This window comes from Paracoccus hibiscisoli (assembly GCF_005048265.1).
Taxonomy (GTDB): Bacteria; Pseudomonadota; Alphaproteobacteria; order Rhodobacterales; family Rhodobacteraceae; genus Paracoccus; species Paracoccus hibiscisoli.
Window position 1 is genome coordinate 163,190 of sequence record NZ_SUNH01000005.1, and the last position, 26,100, is coordinate 189,289.

Here is a 26,100-nt window from a genome sequence, read left to right on the forward strand (position 1 = left end):
CCTCAGCCCAGCTGGGCCACCAGCTGGGCCGCGACCGGTCCCAGGTGCTGCACCAGCACCCGCACCCCTTCAGCCGAGGGATGCACCCCGTCGCGCAGCAGCAGCGGCGCGCGCTGCGCCGCAGGCACCTGCGCCAGCGGCGCATACAGGTCCTGCAGCAGAAGCGTGCCGTGACGCTCGGCCAGGCGCGGCCACATCCGGCCCCAGGCCCGCCGCCATTCCGGGTCGCCCGCAGGCGCGTGGATGCCCACCAGCAGCGCGGGCCTGCCCCCCGACCGGGCCGTGGTCAGGATCGCGTCCAGATTCTCCTCGGCCTGGGCGGGCTGCCAGCGACGCAGCATGTCATTGCCGCCCAGCTCCACGATGACGGCGTCGGGGCGGTGGCGGCGCATCGACACCGGCAGGCGCACGCGACCGCCATAGGTCGTGTCCCCCGACAGCCCTCCGTCGATCAGATCGGCAGGCCGCCCCGCCGCCTCCAGCCAGGCCGACAGCTGGGGCACCAGCCCCTCGGACCGCGCCAGGCCATAGCCCGCGGTCAGGCTGTCGCCAAAGCACAGGATGCGGGGCAGGGTCTGCGCCCGCGCGGGGCGGGCCAGCGGCAGGGCGGCGGCGGCGGCCAGCAGGGATCGGCGGGTCAGGGTCATCGGGCAGCAGTCCTCAGGCGCAGGGCATTGGTCACCACAAAGACCGAGGACAGCGCCATCGCGCCCGCCCCCAGCATGGGCGACAGTTGCGGTCCACCAAAAGGCACCAGCACGCCCATGGCAACCGGGATCAACGCAACGTTATAGGCGAAGGCCCAGAACAGGTTCTGGCGGATGTTGCGCATCACCGCCCGCGACAGGCGGATGGCGCGCACCACCCCCTGCGGATCGCCCGACATCAGCACCGCATCGGCCGATTCGATGGCGATGTCGGTGCCGGTGCCGATGGCCAGCCCGGTCTCGGCGGCGGCCAGCGCCGGGGCGTCGTTGATGCCGTCGCCCACGAAGACGCTGCCCGGGCCCAGATCGCGGATCGCGTCCAGCTTGGCCTCGGGCGACAGGCCGCCCTGGATGCGGCCCAGCCCCAGGCGCGCGCCCACCGCCTGCGCGGTCGCAGACAGATCGCCCGACAGCATCACCGTCTGCAGCCCCATCGCGTCCAGGGCGGCGATGGTGGCCGCGGCCTCCGGACGCTCGGGGTCGGCCAGGGCAAAGACCCCGCGATGCGTGCCGTCCACGGCCAGATGCACGGGCGTCGCGCCTTGGCGCGCGGCCGCGTCCGCATGGGTTGCCAGCGTGGGGTCCAGGGCGATGCCCGCCTCTGTCAGCGCCGATGCGTTGCCGATCAGCAGGGCGTGGCCCTCGACCGTGGCGGTCAGGCCGCGACCGGGGGCGGCGGTCACCGATTGCGCGGGCGGCAGGTCCAGGTCGCGCGCGGCCTCCAGGATCGCGGCGGCGAGGGGGTGTTCGGACCGCGCCTCGGCCGCGGCGGTCAGGCGCAGGGCCTGATCGGGGGCGATCCCCGCGACCCAGGTCCCGGTCACGCGGGGGTGGCCTTGGGTCAGCGTGCCGGTCTTGTCAAAGGCCACGACCCGCGCGCCCGCCAGCTTTTGCAGCGCGTCGCCGCGCCGAAACAGCACGCCCAACTGCGCGCCGCGCCCGCTGCCCACCATGATCGAGACCGGCACCGCCAGCCCCATCGCGCAGGGGCAGGCGATGATCAGCACCGATACGGCTGCCACGACCGCATGCGCCAGATCCGGCCCGAATGACAGCCACAGCGCGAATGTCAGCGCCGCCAGCCCGATCACCACCGGAACAAAGACCCGCGTGATGCGATCGACCAGCGCCTGCACCGGCAGGCGCGCGGCCTGCGCCTGTTCGACCAGCGCCACGATCCGCGCCAGCACCGTGTCGCCGCCGGTGGCCGTCACCCGGCAGGTCAGCGCCGCATTGCCGTTCACGGTGCCGCCCGTCACCCGGTCGCCGGGCAATTTCACGACGGGAACCGGCTCTCCGGTCAGCATGGATTCGTCGATGGCGCCAGTCCCCTCGGTCAGGACGCCGTCCAGCGCGATGCGTTCGCCCGGCGCCAGCAGGACGGTGTCGCCGGGTCGCAGATCGGCCACCGCGACGCGCACCGGCCTGCCGCCCCGTAGTGCGGTCGCGTGATCGGGGGCCAGCGCCACCAGCGCGCGGATCGCGGCCCCGGCGCGGCCCTTGGCGCGGGCCTCGAACCAGCGGCCCATCAGGATCAGGGTGACGATGACGGCGGCGGCCTCGAACCAGACATGGCGGGACTGCGCGGGCACCAGATCGGGCGCCAGCGTGACCACGGCCGAGAACAGGAACGCCGCCCCCGCGCCCAGGGCCACCAGGCTGTTCATCTCGGGCGCGCCGCGACGCAGCGCCGCCAGCCCCGTGGCAAAGAACCCGCGCCCCGGCCCCGCCAGCACCGCCAGCGTCAGCGCCATCTGCACCAGCCACAGCCCGCGCATCGGCACCAGCCCGTGCAGCCAGTGATGGAAGGCCGGGACCAGATGGCCGCCCATCTCCAGCACCACGACGGGCAGTGACAGGGCGGCGGCGGTCAGAAAGGCGCGGCGCAGGGCGGGCGCCTCATCCACGGGCGGGGGCGCCGGGCGGTCATCTGCCACGGTCGCGGGATAGCCCAGATCGGTCACGATCCGCGCCAGCGCCTGCGGGGTCAGGTCGGGGGCATGGGTGATCTGCGCGCGATGGGTGGCCAGCTTCACCTGCGCCTCGGCCACCTGCGGATGGGCCGACAGCACGCGGGCGACGCGGCCCGAACAGGCGCCGCAGCTCATCCCCGCGATGTCCAGCCGGGTGACGGGCAGATCGGCGGGATAGCCCGCCTGATCCAGCGCGGCCTGCACCTGCGGCAGGGTCGCGCCGGCCAGGCGCATCCGCGCATGTTTGGTGACCGGGTTCACGGTCAGGTCGGTGATGCCCGGCAGGTCGCTCAATGCGCGGGTCACGCGGCCCGCGCAGGCGCCGCAGCTGATCCCTGGCAGGGGCAGGTCAAGGGTGATGTCTGTGGTCATGTCCATATCCGCTGATGATGCAAAGGGTGTGCTGCATCATCGCGGCAGGTGGGGCCTGCGGTCTGGCGGGGGCGCGGTCGGGCTGATCGCGCCGCGCCCAGGCATCGGCCACGCGCGGGGCGGGCCGGGGCGCGGGGCGCGCATGGCGGGGTCGCGCCGACAGGTGGCACCGGCAGGCCCGGTCGCCCCGGCCCCGGCACAGATGCGTCGGACGGGAGGTCGCCGCGCGAGCGCGGCAGCAGGGGCGGGGGTTGTCCATTCCCTACAGATGTGGCCGCAGGGCCGCGCGGTCAAGCCCGCCTGCACCAAGAACGCCGACGTGAGTTGCGGGCGGGGGCGGTTTGGCTGTATCCGGGGGAAAACCACGGACTAAGGACCACGCCATGAACCGTCGTCAGATGATCTCGCTGGCCGCCCTGATGGCCGCCGCCCCCGCCCTGGCGATGGCGCAGGCCGCCCCCACGGCCACCGGAGGCGACCGCTTTGCCCCTACAGAGGTCGCCATCCGCGACGATTTCGAGACCGGCAGCATCGTCGTGGTCAGCCGCGATTTCTATCTGTATCACGTCGTGGCCCCCGGCCGGGCGATCCGCTACGGCGTGGCCGTGGGCACCGCCGAACTGGTCTGGAAGGGCAAGGCCACCATCGGCCGCAAGGTCGAATGGCCCAGCTGGCGCCCGACCAACGACATGATCGCCCGCAACCCCGACGCCTATCAGAAATACGCCGACGGCATGCCGGGCGGGCCGCAGAACCCCCTGGGGGCGCGGGCGCTGTATCTGTATGACGACCGCGGCAACGACACCGCCATCCGCATCCACGGCACGACCGATCCCGGCTCCATCGGGCGGGCGGTGTCCAACGGCTGCCTGCGCATGCGCAACGAGGCCGTGATCAGCCTGTTCGACCAGGTGCCGATCGGCACGCCCGTCTACGTCTTCTGATCTTGGACGCGCTGCGGCTGGCCAGTGCGGCGGACCCGGTCCTGGCCGGGTATGACGACATCATCGATGTCCGCGCCCCCGCGGAATATGCCGAGGATCACCTGCCCGGTGCGATCAACCTGCCGGTGCTGTCCGACGACGAACGGGCGCAGATCGGCACGATCTACAAGCAGGTGTCTCCGTTCGACGCGCGCAAGCTGGGCGCGGCGCTGGTCGCGGCCAATGCCGCGCGGCATCTGCAGGGGGTGCTGGCCGACCGGGGCGGGGCGTGGAAGCCGCTGGTCTATTGCTGGCGCGGCGGGCAGCGCTCGGGCAGCTTCGGCACCATCCTGGGCCAGATCGGCTGGCGCGTGGGTCGGGTCGAGGGTGGCTACAAGGCGTGGCGGTCGCTGGTGGTGGACCGGGTGCAGAACGGGCCCATCGCGGCCCCGGTGATCGTGCTGGACGGCAATACCGGCAGCGCCAAGACCGCGATCCTGCAGCGGCTGGCGCTGCGCGGCCATCAGGTCATCGACCTGGAGGGCCTGGCCAACCATCGCGGCAGCCTGTTCGGCGGCCACCCCGAGGGCCAGCCCAGCCAGAAGATGTTCGAGGGCCGCCTGGCCGTCGCGCTGGAGCGTCTGGACCCCACCCGCCCCCTGCTGGTCGAGGCCGAGAGCAGCCGCATCGGCCAGATCACCGTCCCCAAGGCCATGTGGCAGGCCATCTGCCGCGCGCCGCGCCTGCAGTTGCGGGTGCCCGTCGCGGCCCGCGCGGCCTTTACCGCCGCCACCTATCGCGACATGGTCGCGGACCCCGATCAGGTCGCCGCCATCCTGGACCTGATGGCACCCCTGCACCCCGCCGAGCGGGTCGAGGCCTGGCGCGCGGCGCTGGCGCAGGGCCAATGGCAGGCCCTGTCCGAGGGGTTGCTGCGCGACCATTACGACCCGCGCTATGACAAGCACCGGTCGCGGCATGACGATGGGCGCGGACAGATCGTCGCACTGGAGGGGCTGTCCGACCTGGACGCCGCGACCGGTCAGGTCGAGGCTGCGCTGGCGATCATGACCCTCTGAGGGGTCATTGGCCGCAGGGCCGCGCGGCACAGGTCGCCCTTTTGTGATCGGGCGGGGGCGCGGGTTCGGCCTAGGCTGCGCGTCGTGCAACCCAAGGAGAGCCCGATGACCCGGATGAGTGCCAAGGATTTCCCGCAGGAATTGCTGGAGCTGTATGACTTTTACGCCCACGGCCGCATCACCAAGCGGCAGTTCCTGGACCGTGCGGGCAAGTTCGCGGTGGGCAGCGTGACCGCGCTGGCGCTGCTGAACATGCTGCGCCCGAATTATGCGCTGGCCCAGCAGGTGAACTTCAACGACCCCGAGATCGTGCCGGAATACGTGACCTATCCCTCGCCCGAGGGGCACGGCGCGGTGCGCGCCTATCAGGTCGCCCCTGCAGGCGACGGCCCTTGGCCCGCCGTGCTGGTGATCCATGAGAATCGCGGGCTGAACCCCTATATCGAGGATGTCGCGCGCAGGCTGGCCAAGGCCGGCTATCTGGCGCTGGCCCCCGACGGGCTGACCTCCAAGGGCGGCTATCCGGGCAATGACGAGGAGGGGCGGGCTTTGCAGGCCGAGGTGGACCCCACCCTGCTGATGAACGATTTCTTTGCCGGGGCCGAGCATCTGATGGGCCACGACGATGCCACCCGCGTGGGCGCGGTGGGGTTCTGCTATGGCGGCGGGGTCTGCAACGCGCTGGCGGTGGCCTATCCGGAGCTGGGCGCGTCGGTGCCCTTTTACGGGCGACAGGCGCCGGTGGCGGATGTGCCCAAGATCCAGGTGCCGCTGCTGTTCCAGTTCGCCGAGATCGACGAGAACGTCAACGCCACCTGGCCCGCCTATGAGGCCGCCCTGCAGGCTGAGGGCAAGACCTATGAGGCGCATGTCTATCACGGCACGAATCACGGCTTTCACAACGATTCGACGCCGCGATACGACCCCGAGGCCGCCGATCTGGCGTGGCAGCGGACGCTGGACTGGTTCGCCCGCTACCTGACCTGACCCTTCAGGAACCGGCGCAGCACCGCCTCCAGCTTGGCCGCGCCCAGGGGGGCCATCGCCTTGGTGTGGTCGTGGCTGATCGATTCGTCGGACAGCCCGGCCCCCATGTTGGTGATGACCGAGATGGCCGCCGTGCGCAGCCCCAGGAACCGCGCCAGGATGATCTCCGGCACGGTGGACATGCCCACCGCATCCGCGCCCAGCACGCGGGCGGCGCGGATCTCGGCCGGGGTCTCGAAGCTGGGGCCTGAGAACCAGCAATAGACCCCCTCGGGCATCTCGACCCCTTCGGCGGCGGCGGCGTCGCGCAGGGCACCGCGCATCTCCGCGTCATGGGCGTCGGTCATGGGCACGAAGCGGGCGTCGGTTGCCTCTCCGATCAGGGGGTTGGTGCCGGCAAAGGCGATATGGTCGTTCAGCAGCATCAGCCCGCCCGTCGGGATGTCCGCGCGCAGCGATCCGGCCGCATTGGTCAGGATCAGCTTTTGGCACCCCAGGGCCGCCAGCACCTCCAGCGGCAGGCGCATCGCGTCCGCCCGCCCCGATTCGTAGTAATGCGACCGCCCGCCAAAGACCGCGACGCGCCGCCCCTCCAGCTGGCCGATGACCAGTTGGGGGACATGGCCCGACACGCCCGCATGGGGAAAGCCCGGCAGATCGTCATAGCGGATCGCCACGCCATCGACCTGGGCCGACAGATGCCCCAGGCCCGATCCCAGGATCAGGCCGTATTCCGGGGCCTCCGGACCCGCGCGGTCGCGGATCAGGGCGGCCAGCTCAGCGCTCTTTGACATAGGGCTCTCCTCCGGCGCGGGGCGGGATGGCGCGGCCGACGAAGCCCGCCAGGATCACCACCGTCAGGATATAGGGCAGCGCGTTCATGAACATCGACGGCACCACCACGATCCCCAGATCGAGGTTCGGATAGAGGTTCGCGATCGCCTCCAGCAGGCCGAACAGGAAGGTCGCAAACAGCGCCTGCCAAGGCCGCCACTTGGCAAAGATCAGCGCGGCCAGCGCGATGAAGCCGCGCCCGGCGGTCATCTCCTTGACGAAGCCCGCCGAAAGGCCGGTCGCCAGATAGGCGCCCGCGATGCCGCACAGGATGCCGCAGATCGCCACCGCCGTATAGCGTAGCCGGGTGACCGACACGCCCGCCGTATCCACCGATGCGGGGTTTTCCCCCACCGCGCGCAGGCGCAGGCCGAAGCGGGTGCGGAACAGCACCCACCAGGTGATCGGGACCATGGCAAAGGCCACATAGACCAGGATCGTCTGCCCCGAGATCAGCCCCGAATAGATCGGCCCCAGCACCGGCACATCGCGCAGGGCATCGGCCAAAGGCAGGGTGATCGGCTGGAACCGACCCGCCCCGGTCAGGGACGGCGTCCGCCCGCCCAGACCGAATGCGTTCTGCCCGATCAGCACCGTCAGCCCCGAGGCCAGGAAGTTGATCGCCACGCCCGAGATCAGCTGATTGCCCATGAAGGTGATCGAGGCGAGGCCGTGGATCAGCGACAGCGACAGCGACCCCGCGATGCCCGCCGCCAGTCCCAGCCAGGCACTGCCGGTCAGATAGGCGACCGATGCGGCGGTAAAGGCCGCCATCAGCATCTTGCCCTCCAGCCCGATGTCAAAGACCCCGGCGCGTTCGGAATAAAGCCCCGCCAGACAGGCCAGCAACAGCGGCGTCATCAGGCGCAGCGCGCTGCCGATGCCCTGCTGGGCGGCGGCCCCGTCGGCCAGCGCCCAGATCACGCAGATGGACAGGACGATGATCGCGATCAGCGATTCGCGGATGTTCATTTCACCGCCCCCCGGCTGGTCCGTTTCATGGTCAGGAACAGCCGCTCCAGCGGCATGCGGACCATGTTGTCCAGCGCGCCGGTGAACAGGATGACCAGCGCCTGGATCACCACGATCAGCTCTCGCGGGATCGAGGTCCACAGCGCCAGCTCTCCGCCGCCCTGATAGAGGAACCCGAACAGCAGCGCCGCCAGCAGGATGCCCAGGGGGTGGTTGCGGCCCATCAGGGCCACCGCGATGCCGATGAAGCCCGCACCCTCGACCGCGTTCAGGACCAGACGCTCGGCCTCGCCCATGACGTTGTTGATGGCCATCAGGCCCGCCAGCCCGCCGGAAATCAGCATGGCGATGACGGTGATGCGCACCGGGCTGATGCCCGCATAGACGGCGCCGGGTTCCGACCGGCCCAGGGCGCGGATCTGATAGCCAAGGCGCGTGCGCCAGATCAGCACCCAGATCAGGAAGCAGGCCAGCACGGCCACCAGAAAGGTGATGTTGGCGGGCGTGTTGCGCCCCCAGGTGATGCCGATGGCTGCCGCCATGTCGGTCAGGGACGGCAGGTTCGTGGAGGCCGGGAACCGCGCCGTGGCGGGGTCCATGCTGCCCACCGGGCGCAGCAGGTTCACCAGCACATAGTTCAGCGTCGCGGCGGCGATAAAGTTGAACATGATCGTGGTGATCACGATATGGCTGCCACGTTTCGCCTGCAAGATCGCCGGGATAAAGGCCCAGGCCGCGCCAAAGGCCGCCGCCCCGATCATCGCGGCCGGCAGCGCCAGCCCCCAATGCGGCAGCGGCAGGTACAGCAGCACCAGCGCGACCCCCAGGCCGCCCATCGCCGCCTGCCCCTCGCCGCCGATATTGAACAGGCTGGCGTGATAGGCGACCATCACGGCCAGCCCGGTAAAGATGAAATTGGTCGCGTAATACAGCGTGAACCCCCAGCCATAGCTGGAGCCGAGCGCGCCCTGGACCATCGTCTTGAGCGCCTCCCACGGGCTTTCGCCGATGGCCAGGATCACCAGCGCGGAAATGCCCATCGCCAGGATCAGAGAGATCAGCGGCGTCAGGATCACGTCCGCCCATTTCGGCATCTTGTCCATCAGGCGCGTCCTTCCGGCATGTCATGGGTCGTCTCGGGCGGAATACCGGCTTCGGCGGGGGTGTTCTGCGTATCGGTGATGCCCGCCATCAGCAGGCCCAGCTCGCCCGTGGTGGTCTGGCCGGGCAGGCGTTCGCCCATGATGCGGCCGTCGAACATCACGGCCACGCGGTCGGACAGGGCCAAAATCTCGTCCAGCTCGACGCTGACCAGCAGGATCGCCTTGCCCGCATCGCGCAGCGCCACGATCTGCTTGTGGATGAACTCGATCGCGCCGATATCGACGCCGCGCGTGGGCTGGCCGATCAGCAGCAGGTCGGGGTTGCGTTCGATCTCGCGCGCGACGACGATCTTCTGCTGGTTCCCGCCCGAAAAATTGCGCGCCGCCAGATGGCAGTCGCGCGGGCGCACGTCGAAACGCTCCATCTTGGCCTGGGCGTCGCGGCGGATGGCGTCATTGTCCATCAGCCAGCCCTTGTTGAACTCTGGCGCATCGTGCCAGCCGAAGGCCACGTTCTCCCAGGCGGTGAAATCCATGATCAGCCCCTCGACCTGACGGTCCTCGGGGATGTGGCCCACGCCGTCGCGGCGGCGCTGACCGGCATCGCAGCCGCGCCCGGACAGGGGCAGGGGGGCGCCGTTCAACTGCACATCGCCGCTGACCTTGGCGCCCTTTTCGGGGTATCCGCCCAGAATCTCCAGCAGCTGCGTCTGACCGTTGCCCGACACGCCCGCGATCCCCAGGATCTCTCCGGCGCGGATGTCCAGGTCGATGCCGCGCAGACGCTCGACCCCGTCGATATCCACCATGGTCAGGCCGCGCACCTCAAGCACCGGGGCCTGGGGCCGCGCCGGTTGCTTGTCCACGGACAAAAGGACCTTGCGGCCCACCATCAGCTCGGCCAGCTGCTCGGGGCTGGTCTCGGCGGTCCTGACCGACGCCACCATCTCGCCGCGGCGCATGACGGACACGTTGTCGGTGATCTCCATGATCTCGCGCAGCTTGTGGGTGATCAGGATGATCGTCTTGCCCTCGTCGCGCAGCCCCTTGAGGATGCGGAACAGGTGGTCGGCCTCAGCGGGCGTCAGCACGCCGGTCGGCTCGTCCAGGATCAGGATGTCGGCCTGGCGGTACAGCGCCTTGAGAATTTCGACCCGCTGCTGGTGGCCGACGGACAGGTTCTCCACCACCTCGTCGGGGTCCACGTTCAGCTGGTATTCGGCCGCCAGCTGCTTCAGCACGCCGCGCGCCTTGGACAGGGAGGGGCGCAGCAGCGCGCCATCCTCGACGCCCAGGATGATGTTTTCCAGCACGGTGAAGTTCTGCACCAGCTTGAAATGCTGGAACACCATGCCGATGCCCGCGCGGATCGCGGTCTGGCTGTCGCTGATGCTGATCGGCTGGCCGCCCACCAGGATCTGCCCCGCATCGGGCTTGTAGAACCCGTAGAGGATCGACATCAGCGTCGATTTCCCGGCGCCGTTCTCTCCGATGATGCCGTGGATGGTGCCGCGGGGCACGGACAGGCTGATGTCGCGGTTCGCCTGAACCGCCCCGAACGCCTTCGAGATGCCGCGCAGCTCGATGGCAGCGGGGGCGGCCGTGTCCGACCGCCCCCCCAACATGTCGCTTGCGGTGGTCATTACGAGGCCGGGCAGGCGTTGTCGGTCATGTAGTCATGCACCACGACCTCGCCCGAGGCGATGGCGGCGCGCGCCTCGTCCACGGCGGCCTGCATCTCGGCGGTGACCAGATCGGCGTTGTTGTCGTCGATGGCGACATCGACGCCCTCGGCGGCCAGGTCCATGACGCGGATGCCCGCCTCCAGCTCGGTCCCCGCCGTGAAGGCGTCGAACACCGCGTTATCCACGCGCTTGACCATCGAGGTCAGCACCTGCCCCGGATGCAGCGCATTCTGGTTGCTGTCCACGCCGATGGACAGCACGCCCAGATCGGCCGCCGTCTGCAGCACGCCGATGCCGGTGCCGCCCGCCGCCGCGTAAACCACGTCGGCGCCCTGCGAGACCTGCGCGCGGGTCAGCTCTCCGCCGCGGACCGGGTCGTTCCAGGCCGCGGGCGTCGTGCCGGTAAAGTTCATCAGCACGGTCCCCTCGGGCTGGACCGCCTTGAAGCCCTGCGCAAAGCCGCAATGGAACTTGTGGATCAGCGGGATGTCCATGCCGCCGATGAATCCGACGGTCCCCGATTCAGACGCCTGACCGGCCATCACGCCCGCCAGATAGCTGCCCTCTTCCTCGGTGAAGACGATCGACTGGACGTTCGGCGCCTCGACCACCATGTCGATGATGGCGAATTTGGTGTCCGGGTAATCGCCCGCCACCTGGGTCAGCACGTCGCCAAAGGCAAAGCCCACCATCACGATCGGGTTCGATCCGCTTTCGGCCAGGCGGCGGAGCGCCTGCTCGCGCTGCGCCTCGGACTGCATCTCCAGCTCGCGATAGGTGCCGCCGGTCTCCTCGACCCACCGCTGCGCGCCCATGAAGCCCGCCTCGTTGAACGACTTGTCGAACTTGCCGCCAAGATCATAGATCAGGGCCGGATCGGCCAGCGCTGCGCCGGTCGACAGCACCGCCAGGGCCGAGCCCGCCAGAAGCGATTTCATCAGGGACATGTAAGCAACCTCATCCTGTTTTTCGCGGGCGATTCAACGGGCCCGCTGATCGCCCGATTAGGGCGCATCGCATGGGGCCGGTCAACCGCCTTCTTGGGTGGCACGCAGCGTCAGACGCATGACGATCGCATCCGTCGCGGGGCCGTAATATCGCCGTCTGACGCCCGCTTCCAGCCATCCCGTGGCCTCATACAGCCGCCGTGCCGCAAGGTTGTCTGCCGCGACCTCCAGATAGGCCGCATCGGCCCCCATCCGGGCGGCTCTGCCTGCGAAATCGGCAACCAGACCACGCCCGATGCCCGCCCGCCGCGTATCCGGGTCCACCGCCAGGGTCAACAGTTCGGCCTCACCGGCGATGGCGCGGCCCATCAGGAACCCGCCCGGCGCGGTCAGCAGGAACACCCCGCGCGTACCCAGCAGACCCGCGAATTCCGCAGGCGACCACGGGCGCGGCCGTTTGAAACAGCGCGCATGCAGGGCGGCCAGCGCCTCGGGCGTCGCGCCGGTCACGCCAGGATCACCGGCGGCGCATCACGCGCGGGCGCCGCATCGGCGGGCCGCAGATAGACGGGCGCGGGCCGGGGCTGCGGATCGCCCGCGCGCGCGGCCGCCAGACGCGCCACCCCCTCGGCGATCCCCACCGCCGGCGCAGCCGGCGCGGGGCCGGGCGGCAGCGCGCCGGTCGCAGCTTGCTGCGGCCGGCCCCCTGCGCCCTCGGCAAAGTCCTGCCAGATGACCATGTCGCCCTTGCCCGCGATCACCACCCGGCAGGGCCGGGGCAGCCCCCAGGCCAGCGCCTCGGGCGCGCCCACGCCCACCGCCGGGATGCGCAGCGACAGTGCCAGCCCGCGCGCGGCCGCGACCGCCACGCGGATGCCGGTGAAATTGCCCGGCCCCGTGCCGACCCCGATCCCGTCCAGATCGCGCCAGCCCAGCCCCGCCGCGGCCAGCATCTCCTCCAGCATTGGCATCAGCCGCTCGGCCTGGCCCTTGGCCATCGGCTCATGGCGCAACGCCAGAACCGCATCGCCGCGCAGCAAAGCGGCCGCGCAATGCGCGGCCGATGTGTCGAAACCCAGGGTGATCCGCTCAGGCAACGGGCCTGACCTCGACCACCTCGGGGATGTAATGGCGCAGCAGGTTCTCGATCCCCATCTTCAGCGTCAGGGTCGAGGACGGGCAGCCCGCGCAGGCCCCCTGCATGTGCAGATAGACGATCCCGCGATCGAAACCGTGGAACGTGATGTCGCCGCCGTCCTGCGCGACCGCAGGGCGCACGCGCGTGTCCAGCAGCTCCTTGATCTGCACGACGATCTCGGCATCGGGGCCGGCCTCATGGGCGACATGGCCGCCATTGTCGGATGCAGCCCCCTCAATTGCCGGGGCGCCCGACTGGAAATGCTCCATAATCGCGCCCAGGACCGACGGCTTCAGATGATCCCACGGCACCTGGTCGGCCTTGGTCACGGTCACGAAATCGCGGCCCAGGAACACGCCGGTCACCCCGTCCACCGCAAAGATCCGCCGCGCCAGGGGCGATGCGGCCCCGGTCTCGGGCGAGGGGAAATCGGCCGTGCCGCTGCCCAGCACCGTCTCTCCGGGCAGGAATTTCAGCGTTGCGGGGTTCGGGGTGGTCTCGGTCTGGATGAACATGGGGGCGCTCCTTTGATCCCGATATGGCGATCCGGGGGGCTTGGGTCAACCCGCCCGCCCGCCACGCGCCGGGCCATGCCGCGGCAAGGCTCAGGTGATGGCCTCCAGCCGCTCCTTGGACAGATCGCCCGGCACCAGAGAGATCGCGCAGGGCAGCGCCGTGGGGTCGCGCAGCAGCCGCGTCAGCACCGGGTTCGTGCTGCTCTTGTCGGAGGACAGGCCCAGCACGACGACGCCCACCTCGCCATCCTCGGTGATCTGCGCCAGCAGCTCCTCGGCGGTGTCGCCCTCGCGGATGACCAGCGCGGGCTCGATCCCCTGGCGGGACCGCATCCATTTGGCGAACACCTCGAAATGCGCCTCGATCCGCTCGCGCGCCTCGGCGCGCATCACGTCGGCCACGCCGAATCCGTGCTGGATCTCCTCGGCGGGAATGACCGACAGGATCACCACCGACGCGCCCTGCGATTTCGCCGCCCGCATCGCGGCAAAGCGCATCGCGTTCAGGCATTCCCTGCTGTCGTCCAGCAGGACCAGAAATTTCCGCATCGTCACCCGGACCCCTGTTTCCTGTCCCCGGACAGTGGCCGATGTGCCATGCACGCGCAAGTGATTGCCGAGACGGCAGGCCGGGCGGTTCCCAATCTCTGCACGATGTGCTAGCGGCGACGTATATATTCTGGAAATCGCAAAGCGGACGGTGTCGTGACGATCCACCATGACTGGGACAAGACGGACGCCGTAGGCATCGCGGGTTCGCAGATGGCTTGGTTCGCCCGGCTCAAGATCGCCGACCGCAATCCTATGCCGACTTCCAAACGGCTGTTCGACATCGTCTTCGCCATCCTGCTGCTGATCCCGCTCTCGCTGTTGATGGGCGTGGTCACGCTGGTGCTTTTGGTGACGCAAGGTCGACCGATCTTTTACGCAGCGCCGCGTATGCGCGGTCCGAACCGGCCCTTTACCCATCTGAAGTTCCGCACCATGCTATGCACCGAGACGGATTCGGGCGTGACTGGCGGACATAAAAAATGGCGGATTACGCCGCTCGGGCATTTCCTGCGCCGCACGCGTATCGACGAATTGCCGCAGCTGTTCAACATCCTCAAGGGCGACATGAGCTTTGTCGGACCCCGCCCGACCATTCGCGAGTATGTCGAGCGGTATCCCAGCATTTACGGCCAAGTGTTGAAAAGCCGTCCCGGCGTCACGGGGCTCGCCACGCTGATCTATCACCGCCACGAGGATCGGATTCTTGCCAGCTGCAAGTCTGCCGAGGATACCGAGCGCGCCTACGCTCGCCGCTGCCTGCCAGCCAAGCTCAAGATCGACCTGATCTATCAGCGCCACCGCTCCATGCGGCTGGACCTGTGGATCCTGTGGCACACGGTCAAGATTGTCGTCTCCTCGCGAGACGAGCGCCCGCGCCGTCGCCGCCGAGGCCATTCCTATCTGCCGGTCGGCCCCTCGCCACGCGCGCCGAACGGATCGCGCGGGTAACCCACCCCCGTCAGATACAGCCCGTGGGGCGGACAGACCGGCCCGCAGGCCGCGCGGTTGCGTGCCTCCAGCGCGTCGCGCACCCGGTCCGGCGCCCATGATCCCGCGCCCACCCGCTCCAGCGTGCCGACGATGCTGCGCACCTGATTGTGCAGGAACGACCGCGCGCGCAGGTGGAACCGGTATTCCATGCCCTGCGGAATGGGCTGCGCCTCGATCCGGATCTCGTCCAGCGACTTCACGGGGCTTTTCGCCTGACAGATCGACGACCGGAAGGTCGTAAAGTCGTGATGCCCGACCAGATGCGCCGCCCCCGCCCGCATCGCGCCCACATCCAGCGGGTTCAGCACCTGCCAGACCTGCCCCTTGCCATGGGTCATCGGCGCCCGCCGCGCCACCAGCCGGAACAGATAGCGCCGCTCGACCGCGGAAAACCGCGCGTGGAAATCGTCATCGACCCGCGCCGCCTGCAGGATCGCCACGGGGGCGGGCTTCAGGTGCCAGTTCAGCGCCTCGGACAGGCGGAACGGGTCCCAATCGCGGTCCAGATCGGCATGGGCCACCTGTCCGGTCGCATGCACGCCCGCATCGGTGCGCCCGGCGGCGGCAATGCGGCGGGTCGCGAAACCGGGGTCCAGCCGCGCCAGCGCGGTTTCAATCGCACCCTGGACCGAGGGCTGGTCAGCCTGCGCCTGCCAGCCGGCAAAGGGCGCGCCGTCATATTCGACCTGCAAGGCAAAGCGGGGCATCAGTCGCGCGGAACCTTCTGCCCCGGAAAGGGCGTGCGCAGCAGATCGTCCAGCGTCTGCGCCTCGGCGCTCTGCAGGGCGGGGCGGTCGGCGGGGTCGACGCGGGTCGCGGCGCCGGTCAGCCCCTCGCGGGCCAGGCGGTCGCGCAGGACCGACATCTCGATGTCCAGCGCGTCGCGGTCGCCATCCAGAAGCCGGTCGGCGCGGGCGATGAAATCTTTTTCCAGATCGTCCAGGAAACTCTCGTAATCGGCCCGCGCCGTCTGGTCCTGGGTCAGCGCATAGAGGTCCGCGAAGCGCATCGTCGCGTCCCGCGCCCCCATCAGATAGACCCCCAGATAGCGCCGGGCAGAGGACAGCCCGCCGGGATTGTCGCGCACCCGGTCGAACAGGTGCCGGACGGATGCGTCGAACATCGCCACCCGCGCCTCCAGCCGCCGGTCGCCGGTGCGGGTGATGGCCGCGCGCATCTGCTCCAGATGGCCCTCGGCCTCGTCGATCATCCGCTGCGCGCGATCCTGCTGAAAGCTGTCCACGCCGGCGGCGGTCTTGTCGCGCCAAGGGTCCAGGCCAAAGCTGATCTGGTGCAGCGCCAGGCCCGCAGCCCCGATCAGCCCGGCCTCGGCCCAGATGCCGGGTTCAGCGGCGCCCAGACCCAGGCCCAGCCCCGCCAGCACACCGCCGAACAGCTTGCGCGGGATGGCGGGCCGCTTGGCGATGCGGCGCGCCTGAAAGGTGGCCTGCGCCACCAGCCCCTCTCGGGTCATCCACATGCCGCTGGCGACCAGGCCAAAGGCCGCAAGGTCGGTGACCATGCCCGCAGCCCCCTGAAAGAACGCGCCCAGCAGAAAGGGCGTCGCCGCCAGGGTGATCCATTTCGGCCGCCCCTCATGGGGGTGGCGCGGCGTGGGGGGCAGGGCGGGCTGCGTGCGGGTTCCGGGCGAAAAGCGCCCTCCGAATCGGTTCGACATGATCCCCCCTCAGCCCCCGCCCGCCATCGAGGCATAGAGCGTCAGCACCAGCAGCAGATAAAAGCTCAGCCGAGCCTGGGCATTGCGAGACATGGCCATCCTTTCGCATCCAGCGCCTTATATCGGCATCACGCCCGGAAATTCAAACGGCGCGCGGAAACAGCCGGTCCAGCGCCGCAGTCAGGAGCGCGTCATCCGTCAGGGCCAGCCGCACTGGCAGGGCCATGACCTTGGGGCGAAAGGCGCGGGGCAGGCGGGCCGCGTCCTTTTCGGTGGTGACCAGCTGTGCGCGGGTCATCCGCGCCTCGGTCTCCAGCCGGGTCAGCAGGGCGGGGGTGAAGGGCTGGTGGTCGTCCAGCCCCTCGGCCCGGACGATCTCGGCGCCCAAGGACCGCAGCGTGGCAAAGAACTTCTCCGGGTGGCCGATGCCGGCAAAGGCCAGCACCCGGTGCCCGCGCCAGTCGAAGCCCATTTGCAAAGGCGCCAGTTGCCCGCGCAGATGCGGTGGCGCGCCGGGGGGCGGGGCAAACCCCGCCTGCGCCGCATCCGGCCCGATGGACAGCAGCAGGTCGGCCCGCGCCAGACCCACGGCGACCGGCTCGCGCAGCGGACCCGCAGGGATGCACAGCCCGTTGCCGAACCCCTTGGCCGCATCCACCACCACCAGCGACAGGTCATGCGCCAGCGCCGGGTCCTGGAACCCGTCATCCAGGATGATCGCCTGCGCCCCCGCCGCCACCGCCGCCCGCGCGCCCGCCCGGCGGTCATCGGCCACCCAGACCGGGCCAAAGGCCGCCATCAGCAGCGGCTCATCCCCGGTCAGGGCGGCGTCATGGGCGCGCTCGTCCACGCGCAGCGGCCTCGTCGCGCTGCCGCCATACCCGCGAGAGACCACATGCGCGGCGATCCCCCGCGCCGCCAGCGCCATCTGCAGATGGATCACGGTGGGCGTCTTGCCGGTGCCGCCCGCATTGACGTTGCCCACGCAGATCACCGGCACGCCCACCCGCTCGCGCGGCCCCTGCGCCAGGCGGCGGGCGGTGGCCCGCGCATAACCCGCGCCAAGCGGCGCCAGCAGGCGCGCGCGCATCGTCGGAGGGGTCAGGAACCAGAAGCCGGGGGCGCGGGTCATGCGGGCTGCCTTTCGGGACGCTCCAGCGTCTCGGCGACGCGGGTGGCGATGCGCAGGGCGACGTCGGCGCCCCCCGTGCTGACGGTCCAGGCGTTGCTGGCCAGGGTGGCGATGGTTTCGGGCTGGGTCAGTTCGGTGACGGCCAGGGCCAGATCCTCGGCATGGCGCACCTGGCGTGCGGCCTGGGCGCCCGACAGCTGCTGCCATTCGGTGGCATGCGGGCCGGTCTGCGGGCCATGCACGATGGCCGATCCCAGGGCGGCGGGTTCGAACGGGTGGCGCATCGCGTCGGCTTCCCCCGACAGCGTGCCGCCCATGAAGCTGACGGGCGCCAGGCGATACCACAGCCCCATCTCGGTCGGGCCGTCGGTCAGCAGGACCTGGATCTCGTCGCCGAAATCCTCGTCCTCGCTGCGCCGGGCGACGGTCAGGCCCTGCGCCTCGATGTCGCGGGCCAGGGCGTCCATACGGGTCGGATCGGCGGGCGCGATGATCAGCAGCGCACGATGCGACCGCCGCAGCGCCGCCTGATGCGCGGACAGCACGGCCTCCTCCTCGGCCTGCGGCAGGCAGGCCGCGAACCAGGCGTGGCGCCCGTTCATCTGCTGCGCCATCGAGGCGCGCTCGGTCTCGGAACAGCGCAGCGGCTCGCGGATCTCAGAGACGGGGCCGGTCATGGACAGCCGCCCCTCGGGCAGGGACATGCGGCGGGCGATGATCAGGCTGGGCATGTCGGTCAGCAGAATCGCCTCCATCTGCGACAGCAGCTGACGGCGCATCAGCGCCTGCAGCCCCCAGCCCAGATCCGCCGCGCTGAGCCGGCATTCGGCCAGGATCACCGGCACCCGCCGCGCGGTGGCCGCCGCGATCAGCGCGGGCGGCAGATCGGAGCCCAGCAGCAGGACGGCACGTGGGCGCGCCTGGTCCAGCAGCTGCGCGGCCACGACCGGGTCGTCGGCCCCGCCCTCCGCGTCCAGGCGCAGCCCGGCGCGCGCGCGGGTCAGGCAGGCGATGATCTGGGGCGCGGCCCGGGCCGCGTCAGGGGCGGTATGGACCACCAGCGCGGGGCCGGTGCCGGCCGGGATCGCGGGCAGGGACGCGGCGTCGGTGCGGCGGCCGCGCAGATGCAGCCACAGCCCCAACTGGCCCAGCCCCGATCCCGGCCGGGTCATCAGCCGCCCAGTTCCTCGGTCGGGCTGACCTCACGCTGTTCGTCGCGCAGGCGGTGCAGATGCGCGATGAAATAGCGGGTATGGGCGCTGTCCACGGTGCGCTGCGCCTCGGCCTTCCAGGCGGCGAAGGCGCTGTCGTAATCGGGAAAGATGCCGACCATGTGGATCTGTTTGGTGTCGCGGAACTTGGTGCTCTGCGGATCGACCAGCTCGCCACCGAAGACGAGATGCAGGCGCTGACTCATGGGACCTCCTGAGGGGGGATACGGGGTATCGGGACGGGGGCGAACCTAGCGCGCGCCGCCCCTGCGGTGAAGCGGAAACGCATAAAATTCGAGGTGTTCCGCCTTTGCCTGCCCGGCGGACGGGCGTCTAGGATCGGGCCCGAGGGCAGAAGGCCCGGAACCATCGCGGGGACAGGGGTGTGCCCGCATCACCGCGCTTTGCCCCCTTGGCAGGCCAAAGCGCGGCGCGACAGACGGACCGGGGGCCTGCCGCCCCCGGCGCCCCTTCCGCGAACGCGATCAGCCGGGGACGGTCAATCCGGGGCGTCCGCGCCCGACAGCTCCATGATGACGGCCCATTCGGCCTCGGTCACCGGCTGGACGGACAGGCGCGAATTGTTCACCAGCACCATGTCGGACAGGCGCGGCTCGGCCTTGGCCTCTTCCAGGCTGATGGCGCGGGGCAGGCGGGACAGGGCGCGGATGTCCACGCATTCCCATTTCGGGTCCTCGGCGGTGCTGTCGGGATGGGCCAGCGCGATCACCTCGACGATGCCCACGGCCTCCTTGCCGATGTTGGAATGATAGAACAGCCCCCGGTCGCCCAGGGCCATCGCGCGCATGTTGTTGCGCGCCTGATAGCTGCGCACCCCGTCCCATTCCTCGCCCCGATCGCCCTTGGCGACCAGATCGTCCCAGCCAAAGACGTCGGGTTCGGATTTGAACAACCAATAGGCCATCAGCCGATCACCTTGTTCCACTCGACCACATCGACCGAGGCGAACAGCCCCGCCGACTTGTAGGGGTCGTTCGCGGCCCAGGCCTGCGCGGCCGGCAGGTCGTCGGCCTCCAGGATCACCAGCGATCCGCGCATCTCGCCCTCCTCCATCAGGGGGCCGGCCATGCGGACGATTCCGGTCTCGCGGATAAAGCCCAGATGGGCGTCGCGGGTGTCCAGACGGGTTTGCAGGGCACCGGGCTTGTCCCGGCAGATCACGGCGAACAGGGGCATCATTCCTCCTTGAGGGGTCGGGCCAGCAGGCGGTCCATGGCCTTTTCCACCGAAACGTCGCCTTGGGCAAGGCGCGCGACCATCGCGGCGATGGGCAGGTCCAGCCCGTCGCGCAGCGCCATCCGCGCCAGCGCGCGGGCGGTGGCGGCGCCTTCGACCGTGGTGGCGCTGTCCCAGGCCGACCCCGACCCGATCGCGCAGCCGAACCGGAAATTCCGCGACCCCGCCGAGGTGCAGGTCAGCGTCAGGTCGCCCAGGCCCGACAGCCCGGTCAGCGTCTCGGGGCGCGCGCCCAGATGCGTGGCCAGCCGCGTCATCTCGGCAAAGCCGCGGGTGATGATCGCGGCGCGCGCGCTGTCGCCCAGACCCGCGCCGATCACCACGCCCGCGGCGATGGCGATGACGTTCTTCAGCGCGCCGCCCAGCTCGGCCCCGGTCACGTCGGTGGTCCGGTAAAGTCGCAGGACCGGCGTCGACAGCCGCGTCTGCAGCGCCGCGCCCGCCGCCGCATCCGCGCAGGCCAGCGTCAGCGCGGTGGGCAGCCCGCGCGCGATATCGGCGGCAAACGACGGCCCCGTCAGCACCGCGACCACCGCATCGGGGGCCGCCTGCGCGATCAGCGCGGATGGCCCGGTCAGATGCGCAAGGTCGATCCCCTTGGCCGTGCTGACCAGGACCCGGCCCGCCAGCCGCGCGCCGTGTTCGTCCAGAAACCCGCCCAAAGCCTGCGCGGGCAGCGCCAGCAGGATCGTGTCGCAGGCCAGCGCGGCGTCCAGATCCTGGGTGACCGTCACCGCACCGGGCATGGTCACGCCGGGCAGGCGCGGATTTTCGCCGCGCCAGTCGATGCGCCGCCCCCACAGCGTGACCGGCCCGTTCGCCGCCAGCGCCACCGCCAGCGCCGTGCCAAAGGCGCCTGCGCCCAGAATGCCGATCATGCCTTGGCCCCCCGCTTGCCGCTGCCCAGCATGGGTGCGGCGCCCTGATCCAGCGGCCAGCGCGGGCGCGCCGACAACGTCATGTCGTCGCGATGACCCATGCGGAACCGCTCGATCCCGGCCCATGCGATCATCGCGCCATTGTCGGTGCACAGCCGCAAAGGCGGGGCCAGAAACCGCGCGCCCGCCGCCGCCGCGACCTGCTGCAGGGCCGCGCGGATCGGCCCGTTGGCGGCAACGCCCCCCGCCACGGCCAGCACCGGCACCGGCGACAAAGCCAGCGCGCGGCGCGATTTCTCGGCCAGCACATCGGCCACCGCCGCCTGGAACGCCGCGCACAGATCGCGCCGGTCGGCCGTGCGCAGGCCCCCCTGATCCGCAATCAGCGTGTCGCGGGCGCGCAGCACCGCCGTCTTCAGCCCCGAGAAACTCATGTCGCAGCCGGGGCGGTCCAGCAGCGGGCGGGGCAGGGGGATGCGGTCCGCATCGCCGCCCGCCGCCTCGGCCTCGACATGCGGGCCGCCGGGCTGGGGCAGGGCCAGCAGCTTGGCGACCTTGTCAAAGGCCTCTCCGGGCGCGTCGTCGATGGTGCCGCCAAGGCGGGTGAAGGCGTCCGGCCCGTCCACGCGCAGGAACTGGCAATGCCCGCCCGACACCAGCAGCATCAGATAGGGATAGTCGATCCCATCGGTCAGCCGCGGCGTCAGCGCATGCCCCGCCAGATGGTTCACCCCCACCAGCGGCAGCCCGGTGCCCGCGGCGATGCCCTTGGCGCACATCACGCCCGCCATCACGCCGCCGATCAGCCCGGGTCCGGCGGTGACCGCGATGCCGCTCAGCGCGTCCAGGCCCAGACCGGCATCAACCAGCGCCTGTTCGACGACCAGGTCCAGGCGTTCGGCATGGGCGCGGGCGGCGATCTCGGGGACCACGCCGCCGAAATCGGCATGCAGGTCGGACTGGCTGCTGACCACGCTGGACAGGATCTGCCGGTCGCCGGTCACGATGGCGGCGGCGGTGTCGTCGCAGCTGCTCTCGATGCCCAGAAAGATGGTCTGTGTCATGGCTCTTGCCCGGATGATGGCTGAGGCGTAGCCACAGGGCGTAACACCCGCCCGACAGGATGCCAATGCCGCCCGCGCCCCGCCCCCTGCTGCTACTGACCCGCCCCCGCCCCGATTCGGAGCGGGACGCGGCGCGTCTGGGCCATGACGCGCTGATATCTCCGGTGCTGCGCATCGTGCCGGTCGATCATGATGGGGCGCTGCTGGCGCAGGCCCACGGGCTGGTCTTCACCTCGGCCCATGCGGTGCCGTCGGCGGGGCCGGGGCGTGGGCGCCCGGCGATCTGCGTGGGCGAGCGCACCGCCCAGGCCGCCCGCGATGCGGGCTTTGCGGTGACGGTCGGGCAGGGCACGGCGGACAGCCTGGCGCCGCTGATCGCGGCCTGCCCGGTGCCGCTGGTCCATGCGCATGGCCGCCACCTGGCGCAGCGGCTGCCGGTGCCGGGGGTGGTGGTCTATGATCAGCAGCCGCTGGCGCTGACGCCTGTGGCGCGGGCGGCGCTGATGGGCGCGCGGCCGCTGGTCGTGCCGGTCTGGTCGCCGCGTTCGGCGCGGCTGCTGTCGGCGATGGCCGCCGGCGCGCGGGCGCCGCTGCGGCTGGTGGCGATCAGCGCGGCGGCGGATGCGGCCTGGACCGCGCCCGCGGCGCTGCGGATCGTGGCGGAGACGCCTTCGGGACCGGCGATGGATGCGGCAATTCGCCGGGCCATGATCGCGGAACCAAGGTGACGACGGCGGGTTGAGCGTTCAGCCCGCGCTGATTAGGCTGCGCAGGATGCCCGCGCGGCCAGACCCGTTCTGGAGACGCAAGGGCGACCCATTCGGGCATGAGACGGGGACAGGGACGTGAAGAAACCAAAGACCACCACCGGGGGCACCGCCCCCACCAGCGATTCCACCATCCCCGCGGCGGGCTCTGCCGCCGATGCCGGACCCGAGATCCGTCGGATTCCCGCCCATGTCGGCGTGATCGACCATGCCGCGGTCGGCGCCGGAACCCCCGCCCAGGCCGGCCAGCCCGGAGAGGTCCGCCCCGTCGGATCGACGCTGGTCGGTGACGGCACCGATGGACTGGCCCCGGCCGCCGCCCGCAGCGCCAGCGCCGGGCCGTCGCCCTTCGCGGCCAAGGATGCAGAGGCGCCCAAGCCCCGCACCGCCCCCGCCGACAGCGCATCCCCCCGGCCCGCCGCCGCGCCGATGCGCAAGACGGGGTTCTGGCCCGTGGCCCTGGGCGGCGTCGTGGCCGCCGGTCTGGGCGCCGCCGCGACCATCTATGCGCTGCCGCACCTGCCCGCCGCCTGGCAGCCCGCCCCGGTTGCCGCAAACGGTGACGCGCAGGACGCCGATCCGCAGGCGATGATCGACGCCGCCGCTGCCGCAGGCCGTGACGCCGCGCGCGAGGAACTGGCCCAGACCCAACCGGACGCGGCCCTGCCCGACGATCTTCTGCCGCGCATCGAGGCGCTGGAGGAGCAGGTCGCGGCCCTGTCCCAGGCCCCGGCCGACACCCCCGCGCCTGAGGCCGACACCGCTGACGCCGACGCGCCTGACGCCGACACTCCCGTCGCCGCCGCCCCCGCGGTCGATCCCGACCAGTTGGCCGATCTGCGCCAGCGCCTGGACGAACAGCAGGCCCGCCTGGACGAACTGTCCGCCCGCCCCGCCTTCGACCCCGAGGCCGCCCAGGCCCTGCAGGAGCAGATCGAGACCGCCGCCGCCGATGCGCAATCCAGCCTGGATGCCACCCGCGCCGAGGCCGAGGCCCTGCAGGAGGCCGCCGCCGAAAGCACCCGCCGCGCCGAGGCCGTGGCCGCCATCGCCGCGCTGCAGACCGCGCTGGACGCGGGCGTGACGCCCGAGCAGGCCCGCACCGCGCTGGAAGGTGCGGGGCTGGACACGCCCGACGCGCTGCAGACCCCGGTGCCCAGCCTGACCGAATTGCAGACCGATTTCCCCGAGGCCGCCCGTGCCGCCCTGCGCGCCAGTCTGCGCGACAGCAGCGCCAGCGGTCAGGGCAACCTGCTGACCAATTTCCTGCGCGCCCAGACCGGCGCCCGCTCGGTCGCGCCGCGCGATGGCGACGATGCCGACGCGATCCTGTCGCGCGCCGATGCCGACGTGCAGGCCGGGCGCATCGACGCCGCCCTGACCCAGATGCAGGCCCTGCCACAGCCCGCGATGCAGGCCCCGGCCATGGCCGACTGGATGTCGCGCGCAACCGCCTATTCCCAGGCACGGGCGGCATTGACCGACCTGTCCTCGGGCTCGAATTGAGGGTCGTCCGATGCTGTTGTCGCTGTTGAAAATCCTGTTCTTCTTTGCGGTCGTCCTGGCGCTTGCCCTGGGGGCCGTCCAGCTGTCGGAAACCGGGCAGGTGCTGCGCCTGGAATATGGCGGCATGGAATACGCGCTGTCGCCGCTCAAAGCGCTGGCGGCGCTGTTCGTGCTGATGATTGCCGCCTGGCTGATCTTCAAGCTGGTGGGCCTGCTGATTGCGGTCCTGCGGTTCCTGGTCGGCGACGAGACCGCCATCAACCGCCATTTCGCCCGCTCGCGCGAGCGCAAGGGCTATGCCGCCTTTGGCGAGGGGATGCTGGCCGTCGCCTCGGGCGAGGGCAAGCTGGCCCAGGACAAGGCCGCGCGGGCCGCGAAATACCTCAACCAGCCGCACCTGACCAATCTGCTGGCGGCGCAGGCGGCCGAGACCTCGGGCGATACCCGCCGCGCCATCGACATCTATCGCACGCTGCTGGATGACGACCGCACCCGCTTTGTGGGCATCCGCGGCCTGATGCGCCAGAAGCTGGCCGAGGGCGACACCCACAAGGCGCTGCTGCTGGCGCAAAAGGCCTATGCGCTGAAGCCGCGCCACAAGGAGGTTCAGGACACCCTGCTGGATCTGCAGACCCGCGAGCATGACTGGAAGGGCGCCCGCCGCACCCTCAAGGACAAGCGCAATCAGGGCGACCTGCCCAAGGACGTCGCGCTGCGTCGCGACGCCGTGCTGGCCCTGCAGGAGGCCAGCGACGTGCTGGCCAAGGGCAACTCCATCAGCGCGCGCGAAGCTGCCATCTCGGCCGCCAAGGCCTCGCCCGACCTGATCCCGGCGGCGGTGCTGGCCGCGCGCAGCTATGTCGCGCAAAAGGATTATCGCAACGCCTCGCGCATCCTGGAAAAGACCTGGTCGGTGCGCCCGCATCCGGATGTGGCCGCCGCCTATGCCGAGATCGTGCCCGACGAATCCTCGGCCGCCCGGCTGGCGCGCTTTGACCGGCTGATCTCTCAGAATCGCGACCACGAGGAATCGCGCCTGCTCAAGGCCGAGCTGCTGCTGGCCGCCGAGGACTTTCCCGGCGCCCGCCGCGCCTTGGGCGATCTGGCCGAGAAACATCCGACCGTGCGCACCCTGTCGATCATGGCCGCGATCGAACGCGGCGAGGGCGCTGATGACAGCGTCGTGCGCGGCTGGCTGACCCGGGCGCTGTCGGCGTCGCGCGGCCCGCAATGGTGCTGCGACACCTGCCACAACGTGATGCATGCCTGGGCGCCTGTCTGCGACAGCTGCGGCGGTTTCGACACGCTGACCTGGAAAGAGCCCGACGGCCCCCGCAGCGGCGCCACCACCCCCACCGGCGCCGAGATGCTGCCCCTGCTGGTCGGCAGCCCCAAACCGGCCGAGCCCGATCTGGCTGATGCGCCGGACCTCAGCAGCCCGGTCCAGCCGCATCCGCCCGGCCCCGCACCGCGCCGGGTGGAACAGCCGAAGGTCGCCCCCGGCATGGTCCCGCGCGAAAGCGATTACGTGGCCTATGACCACCCGTCCTCCACGGTGACCACGCCGGAACCCGTGCGCGTCGAGGCGCCCGCCCCGCAGCCCGCGGTCGCAGCGCCGGACGCACCCGTGCCCGACCTGACCGGCCCCGTCACGGACCCGATGCCCCAGCCCGAGCATTCGGAACCCGCGCCCGACCCCAAACCCGAGCCGGTCAACGAACCGGTCATGGTCCGCCCCGATGTCGAACCCTCCGACGAGGCCGACTGGACCGAGGGTCGCACGCGCCCCTGAGCGGCGCATCCCACCGGGCATGGCGCAAAAAATCCGCC

Annotated in this window: 27 protein-coding genes; 7 read left to right on the forward strand and 20 right to left on the reverse strand. The window is 70.7% G+C overall.

Features of this window, described 5'->3' with window-relative positions; translation table 11 throughout:
• Nucleotides 1-2: 2 nt before the first annotated feature.
• Nucleotides 3-647, reverse strand: a complete 645-nt coding sequence (locus tag FA740_RS03670) for an arylesterase (RefSeq protein WP_136855419.1) — start codon at nucleotides 645-647, stop codon at nucleotides 3-5.
• Nucleotides 644-3,052, reverse strand: coding sequence for a heavy metal translocating P-type ATPase (locus FA740_RS03675; RefSeq protein WP_136855420.1), 2,409 nt, complete (start codon nucleotides 3,050-3,052; stop codon nucleotides 644-646). The genes FA740_RS03670 and FA740_RS03675 overlap by 4 nt, the downstream gene beginning before the upstream one ends.
• 383 nt (nucleotides 3,053-3,435) lie before the next feature.
• Between FA740_RS03675 and FA740_RS03680 the strand changes: the two genes are divergently transcribed.
• The 3 genes from FA740_RS03680 to yghX all read left to right on the forward strand — a co-directional run bounded on the left by FA740_RS03680 (nucleotide 3,436) and on the right by yghX (nucleotide 6,041).
• The gene (locus tag FA740_RS03680; RefSeq protein WP_136855421.1) at nucleotides 3,436-3,996 is read left to right on the forward strand and encodes a L,D-transpeptidase; all 561 of its coding nucleotides are present in this window, start codon (nucleotides 3,436-3,438) and stop codon (nucleotides 3,994-3,996) included.
• A 2-nt stretch (nucleotides 3,997-3,998) separates the two neighbouring features.
• Nucleotides 3,999-5,054: a tRNA 2-selenouridine(34) synthase MnmH gene (gene mnmH / locus FA740_RS03685; RefSeq protein WP_136855422.1), complete on the forward strand. Its 1,056-nt coding sequence runs from the start codon at nucleotides 3,999-4,001 to the stop codon at nucleotides 5,052-5,054.
• Nucleotides 5,055-5,159: 105 nt separating this feature from the next.
• The gene (gene yghX, locus FA740_RS03690) at nucleotides 5,160-6,041 is read left to right on the forward strand and encodes a YghX family hydrolase (protein WP_136855423.1); all 882 of its coding nucleotides are present in this window, start codon (nucleotides 5,160-5,162) and stop codon (nucleotides 6,039-6,041) included.
• On the opposite strand, the gene FA740_RS03695 is transcribed toward yghX, so the two are convergent.
• From FA740_RS03695 to FA740_RS03735, 9 genes are all read right to left on the reverse strand, one after another.
• Nucleotides 6,029-6,835, reverse strand: a complete 807-nt coding sequence (locus FA740_RS03695; RefSeq protein ID WP_136855424.1) for a purine-nucleoside phosphorylase — start codon at nucleotides 6,833-6,835, stop codon at nucleotides 6,029-6,031. The genes yghX and FA740_RS03695 overlap by 13 nt on opposite strands.
• A complete protein-coding gene (locus FA740_RS03700) occupies nucleotides 6,819-7,847 on the reverse strand; it encodes an ABC transporter permease (protein WP_136855425.1) in 1,029 nt (342 codons plus the stop codon). Before FA740_RS03700 ends, FA740_RS03695 begins: the two co-directional genes overlap by 17 nt.
• Nucleotides 7,844-8,950, reverse strand: a complete 1,107-nt coding sequence (locus FA740_RS03705) for an ABC transporter permease (protein WP_136855426.1) — start codon at nucleotides 8,948-8,950, stop codon at nucleotides 7,844-7,846. The genes FA740_RS03700 and FA740_RS03705 overlap by 4 nt, the downstream gene beginning before the upstream one ends.
• The gene (locus FA740_RS03710; protein WP_211243637.1) at nucleotides 8,950-10,593 is read right to left on the reverse strand and encodes an ABC transporter ATP-binding protein; all 1,644 of its coding nucleotides are present in this window, start codon (nucleotides 10,591-10,593) and stop codon (nucleotides 8,950-8,952) included. Before FA740_RS03710 ends, FA740_RS03705 begins: the two co-directional genes overlap by 1 nt.
• On the reverse strand, nucleotides 10,593-11,582 hold the full coding sequence (locus FA740_RS03715; RefSeq protein WP_136855427.1) for a BMP family lipoprotein: 990 nt from the start codon (nucleotides 11,580-11,582) through the stop codon (nucleotides 10,593-10,595). The genes FA740_RS03710 and FA740_RS03715 overlap by 1 nt, the downstream gene beginning before the upstream one ends.
• Before the next feature lie 81 nt (nucleotides 11,583-11,663).
• Complete coding sequence (locus tag FA740_RS03720; RefSeq protein ID WP_136855428.1) at nucleotides 11,664-12,092, reverse strand: GNAT family N-acetyltransferase; 429 nt, start codon at nucleotides 12,090-12,092, stop codon at nucleotides 11,664-11,666.
• Nucleotides 12,089-12,679 carry a tRNA (adenosine(37)-N6)-threonylcarbamoyltransferase complex dimerization subunit type 1 TsaB gene (gene tsaB, locus FA740_RS03725; RefSeq protein ID WP_136855429.1) on the reverse strand — a complete coding sequence of 197 codons (591 nt, stop codon included), beginning with the start codon at nucleotides 12,677-12,679 and terminating at the stop codon, nucleotides 12,089-12,091. Before tsaB ends, FA740_RS03720 begins: the two co-directional genes overlap by 4 nt.
• Nucleotides 12,672-13,235, reverse strand: a complete 564-nt coding sequence (locus FA740_RS03730) for a NifU family protein (RefSeq protein ID WP_136855430.1) — start codon at nucleotides 13,233-13,235, stop codon at nucleotides 12,672-12,674. Before FA740_RS03730 ends, tsaB begins: the two co-directional genes overlap by 8 nt.
• 90 nt (nucleotides 13,236-13,325) lie before the next feature.
• Nucleotides 13,326-13,784, reverse strand: coding sequence for a universal stress protein (locus FA740_RS03735; RefSeq protein ID WP_136855431.1), 459 nt, complete (start codon nucleotides 13,782-13,784; stop codon nucleotides 13,326-13,328).
• Between the two features lie 255 nt (nucleotides 13,785-14,039).
• Between FA740_RS03735 and FA740_RS03740 the strand changes: the two genes are divergently transcribed.
• The gene (locus FA740_RS03740; RefSeq protein WP_136855494.1) at nucleotides 14,040-14,735 is read left to right on the forward strand and encodes a sugar transferase; all 696 of its coding nucleotides are present in this window, start codon (nucleotides 14,040-14,042) and stop codon (nucleotides 14,733-14,735) included.
• On the opposite strand, the gene truA is transcribed toward FA740_RS03740, so the two are convergent.
• The 9 genes from truA to tsaD form a co-directional block, all read right to left on the reverse strand.
• Complete coding sequence (gene truA / locus FA740_RS03745) at nucleotides 14,684-15,484, reverse strand: tRNA pseudouridine(38-40) synthase TruA (RefSeq protein ID WP_136855432.1); 801 nt, start codon at nucleotides 15,482-15,484, stop codon at nucleotides 14,684-14,686. The genes FA740_RS03740 and truA overlap by 52 nt on opposite strands.
• Nucleotides 15,484-16,455, reverse strand: a complete 972-nt coding sequence (locus FA740_RS03750; RefSeq protein WP_136855433.1) for a 5-bromo-4-chloroindolyl phosphate hydrolysis family protein — start codon at nucleotides 16,453-16,455, stop codon at nucleotides 15,484-15,486. Before FA740_RS03750 ends, truA begins: the two co-directional genes overlap by 1 nt.
• 142 nt (nucleotides 16,456-16,597) lie before the next feature.
• On the reverse strand, nucleotides 16,598-17,587 hold the full coding sequence (gene lpxK / locus FA740_RS03755; RefSeq protein ID WP_136855434.1) for a tetraacyldisaccharide 4'-kinase: 990 nt from the start codon (nucleotides 17,585-17,587) through the stop codon (nucleotides 16,598-16,600).
• Complete coding sequence (locus FA740_RS03760) at nucleotides 17,584-18,759, reverse strand: 3-deoxy-D-manno-octulosonic acid transferase (protein ID WP_136855435.1); 1,176 nt, start codon at nucleotides 18,757-18,759, stop codon at nucleotides 17,584-17,586. The genes lpxK and FA740_RS03760 overlap by 4 nt, the downstream gene beginning before the upstream one ends.
• The gene (locus FA740_RS03765; protein ID WP_136855436.1) at nucleotides 18,759-19,004 is read right to left on the reverse strand and encodes a DUF4170 domain-containing protein; all 246 of its coding nucleotides are present in this window, start codon (nucleotides 19,002-19,004) and stop codon (nucleotides 18,759-18,761) included. The genes FA740_RS03760 and FA740_RS03765 overlap by 1 nt, the downstream gene beginning before the upstream one ends.
• Before the next feature lie 293 nt (nucleotides 19,005-19,297).
• Nucleotides 19,298-19,723 carry an EVE domain-containing protein gene (locus FA740_RS03770; RefSeq protein WP_136855437.1) on the reverse strand — a complete coding sequence of 142 codons (426 nt, stop codon included), beginning with the start codon at nucleotides 19,721-19,723 and terminating at the stop codon, nucleotides 19,298-19,300.
• Nucleotides 19,723-19,995: a YciI family protein gene (locus tag FA740_RS03775; RefSeq protein WP_136855438.1), complete on the reverse strand. Its 273-nt coding sequence runs from the start codon at nucleotides 19,993-19,995 to the stop codon at nucleotides 19,723-19,725. Before FA740_RS03775 ends, FA740_RS03770 begins: the two co-directional genes overlap by 1 nt.
• The gene (locus FA740_RS03780; protein ID WP_136855439.1) at nucleotides 19,995-20,933 is read right to left on the reverse strand and encodes an NAD(P)H-dependent glycerol-3-phosphate dehydrogenase; all 939 of its coding nucleotides are present in this window, start codon (nucleotides 20,931-20,933) and stop codon (nucleotides 19,995-19,997) included. Before FA740_RS03780 ends, FA740_RS03775 begins: the two co-directional genes overlap by 1 nt.
• Nucleotides 20,930-21,997, reverse strand: coding sequence for a tRNA (adenosine(37)-N6)-threonylcarbamoyltransferase complex transferase subunit TsaD (gene tsaD, locus FA740_RS03785; RefSeq protein WP_136855440.1), 1,068 nt, complete (start codon nucleotides 21,995-21,997; stop codon nucleotides 20,930-20,932). The genes FA740_RS03780 and tsaD overlap by 4 nt, the downstream gene beginning before the upstream one ends.
• A 65-nt stretch (nucleotides 21,998-22,062) precedes the next feature.
• Here tsaD and FA740_RS03790 point away from each other — a divergent pair, with 65 nt between their 5' ends.
• The 3 genes from FA740_RS03790 (at nucleotide 22,063) to FA740_RS03800 (ending at nucleotide 26,062) form a co-directional block, all read left to right on the forward strand.
• Nucleotides 22,063-22,725, forward strand: a complete 663-nt coding sequence (locus tag FA740_RS03790; RefSeq protein ID WP_246053455.1) for a uroporphyrinogen-III synthase — start codon at nucleotides 22,063-22,065, stop codon at nucleotides 22,723-22,725.
• Between the two features lie 117 nt (nucleotides 22,726-22,842).
• Nucleotides 22,843-24,270 (forward strand): ABC transporter C-terminal domain-containing protein, encoded by a 1,428-nt coding sequence (locus FA740_RS03795; protein WP_136855442.1) that lies wholly within the window; start codon nucleotides 22,843-22,845, stop codon nucleotides 24,268-24,270.
• Nucleotides 24,271-24,280: 10 nt separating this feature from the next.
• On the forward strand, nucleotides 24,281-26,062 hold the full coding sequence (locus FA740_RS03800; protein ID WP_136855443.1) for a heme biosynthesis HemY N-terminal domain-containing protein: 1,782 nt from the start codon (nucleotides 24,281-24,283) through the stop codon (nucleotides 26,060-26,062).
• The last annotated feature ends 38 nt before the right edge of the window (nucleotides 26,063-26,100 follow it).